Here is a 3,142-nt window from a genome sequence, read left to right as displayed (position 1 = left end):
CGCCCCATCCGAGGCGCGCGCGTCGAAGACATAGTTAATCTTCTCAAGCACCTGCGCCGATTTCCGCGTCGCACCGGTGATCATGCCATCGGCATGACCATGCGCCAGCATCAGCGAGGCGAACACATGCCGATCGCGCGAGGCCAGCCGGTGCGCATCGTGCATATCATGGCCTTTGCGCTGAAGCCGCTGGTAGACAAAGTTGCGATAGCTATCCAGATGCGGGCAATTCGCAGCGTTGACGATCTCAAGCTCGTCATAAGCATCGCCGATCCCGGCGCGATCCAGCAGATTGCGAACGTTATCTTCACGGGCAACGACGACCGACTGACCGAAACCGCCGCGTTGATATTGGACGGCGGCGCGCAGGACGCGCTCTTCGTCGCCCTCGGCGAACACGATCCGGGCCTGCGCGCCCTTGGCGCGGGCGGCGATGCCGCGCAGCATGCTGGCGGTCGGATCCATCCGCGCCTTAAGCGCCTCTTCATAACCTTCGAGATCAATAATCGGACGCCGGGCCACGCCGGTATCCATGCCAGCGCGCGCCACTGCGGGCGGGATGGTGTAGATCAGGCGCGGATCGAACGGCGTCGGAATGATGTAATCGCGGCCAAAGGTCAGCTTGCGGCCATAGGCCATCGCCACCTCGTCCGGGACATCCTCGCGCGCAAGGGCGGCCAATGCTTCGGCGCAGGCGATTTTCATCTCGTCATTGATCGCACGAGCCTGAATATCCAGCGCGCCGCGGAACAGGTAGGGAAAGCCAAGCACGTTGTTCACCTGGTTCGGGTAATCCGAACGACCGGTGGCGACGATGGCGTCGGCGCGAACCTCGTGTGCCTCTTCGGGGGTGATTTCGGGATCCGGGTTCGCCATGGCGAAAATCACCGGATTCGGCGCCATGCTGGCAACCATTTCCGGCGTAACCGCACCCTTGGCCGAGACACCAAGGAACACGTCGGCATCCCGCATCGCCTCTTCCAACGTGCGGGCGTCGGTCTTGGCGGCATGGGCCGATTTCCACTGGTTCATGCCTTCAGTGCGGCCCTGATAAATCACGCCCTTGGTGTCGCACATGATGCAATTGTCATGCTTGGCACCCATGGTCTTGATCAGTTCAAGACAGGCAATCCCCGCCGCGCCGGCGCCGTTCAGAACGATCCGACAATCGCCGATCTTTTTGCCCGACAGGTGCAGCGCGTTGATCAGACCGGCGGCGCAGATCACGGCGGTGCCGTGCTGGTCGTCGTGAAAGACCGGGATATCCATCATCTCTTTCAGGCGCTGCTCGATGATAAAGCATTCGGGCGCCTTGATGTCTTCAAGGTTGATGCCGCCAAAGGTCGGACCCATCAGCGAGACCGCTTTGATGATCTCTTCCGGGTCTTCGGTGTCCAGTTCGATATCAATGGCGTTCACGTCGGCAAAGCGTTTGAACAGAACTGCCTTGCCCTCCATCACCGGCTTACTGGCCAGCGCGCCAAGGTTGCCCAGCCCAAGGATGGCGGTGCCGTTCGAAATCACCGCAACCATGTTGCCTTTGACGGTATAATCATAAGCGGTTTCGGGGTTTTCGGCGATTGCCTCGACCGGCACGGCAACGCCGGGGCTATAGGCCAGCGACAGGTCGCGCTGGGTGGTCATCGCCGTCGTGGCGACGATCTCATATTTCCCCGGAGTCGGGTCGATATGATAGGCCAGCGCCTCTTCCCGAGTGATCTTGTTCTTGCTCGCCATTGGCTGCCCTCCCTAAGCGTTCTGTCCTCATAGCGCCCACAACGCGAACCCTCAATAAAATATGGAAATTTGCTTTCACCTGATTCCGGGCATTTGTATGGTTAGCCACAAGAAACGCCCGGGGGCCCCTGTGACAATCGCCAATTCAGCCGTGACGCCGATGATGGCGCAATTTCTGGAAATCAAAGCCGCGCATAAGGATGCGCTGTTGTTTTACCGGATGGGCGATTTTTACGAGATGTTTTTCGACGATGCCGTCGCGGCCTCGCAGGCGCTGGATATTGCGCTGACCAAACGCGGCAAGCATCTGGGCGAGGATATTCCGATGTGCGGCGTGCCGGTTCATTCCGCCGAAGGCTATTTCCTGACCCTGATCCGCAAAGGCTTTCGCGTTGCGGTGTGTGAGCAGTTGGAAGATCCGGCCGAGGCAAAAAAGCGCGGCTCGAAATCAGTGGTCAAGCGCGGGGTGGTGCGGCTGGTCACGCCAGGCACCCTGACCGAGGATTCGCTGCTTGAGGCGCGACGCCACAACTTTCTTGCCGCCTATGCCGAAGTGCGCGATGCCGCCGCATTGGCGTGGGTCGATATTTCCACCGGCGCGTTTCGCGTCATGCCTTGCCCGCGCGTGCGGCTGCTGCCCGAACTGGCCCGCCTCGCCCCGCGCGAATTGTTGGTTTCCGAGGCGTTCGAGGCTGATTTGGCTGAAATAGTCTCTGAATCCGGCGCGGCGCTGACCCCGCTGGCACGCAGCAGCTTTGATAGCACCAACGCCGAAAACCGGTTGGAAACCCTGTTCGGCGTCAATACGTTTGACGCTTTCGGCAATTTCTCCCGCGCCGAAATGGCGGCTATGGGCGCCGTGGTCGATTATCTGGACATCACGCAAAAGGGCAAACTGCCGCTGCTGCGGACACCAGTGCGCGAATTGGCCTCGGGCAATGTTCAGATCGACGCCGCGACCCGGCGCAATCTGGAACTGACCGCCAGCCTGAGTGGCGGGCGCGACGGATCGCTGCTGGCGGCGGTTGATCGCACCGTGACCGCAGCCGGCGCGCGCCTGCTTGAGCGGCGGATCTCTAGCCCTTCGCGCGATCTGGACATCATTCATGCGCGGCTGGAATCTGTGCGTTTCATGGTGGAACAGTCTCGTTTATCGCAAAATCTGCGCAGCCATCTGCGCAAGGCCCCTGACATGGATCGTGCCCTGTCGCGACTGGGTCTGGATCGGGGCGGCCCGCGCGATCTGGCGGCCATTCGCAACGGCTTGGCGCAGGCGGGCGATATTGCCGCTGATCTGCCCGTCGAATTGCCCGCGCTGATTGCCCAATCCGGCGCCGCGCTGATCGGCCATGATGATTTGCTGAACCTGCTGGATCAGGCGCTGGTTGCTGAACCGCCGCTTTTG

The 3,142-nt window shown here is 61.0% G+C and carries 1 protein-coding gene and 1 pseudogene; one reads left to right on the top strand and one right to left on the bottom strand.

The features are described 5' to 3' along the window. Nucleotides 1-1,737, bottom strand: a 1,737-nt coding sequence (locus ABYW26_RS12535; RefSeq protein ID WP_372605244.1) for an NADP-dependent malic enzyme, incomplete at its 3' end; no start/stop codon positions are given. Nucleotides 1,738-1,897: 160 nt separating this feature from the next. Here ABYW26_RS12535 and ABYW26_RS12530 point away from each other — a divergent pair. Then, nucleotides 1,898-3,142: pseudogene (locus tag ABYW26_RS12530) on the top strand (DNA mismatch repair protein MutS); the annotation flags it as partial.

Origin of the sequence: Actibacterium sp. (assembly GCF_041584535.1) — a bacterium.
In the GTDB taxonomy this organism is placed as follows: Bacteria; Pseudomonadota; Alphaproteobacteria; order Rhodobacterales; family Rhodobacteraceae; genus Actibacterium_D.
Note: the sequence above shows the minus strand (reverse complement) of the source record. Positions and strands in the feature narration are given on the sequence as shown.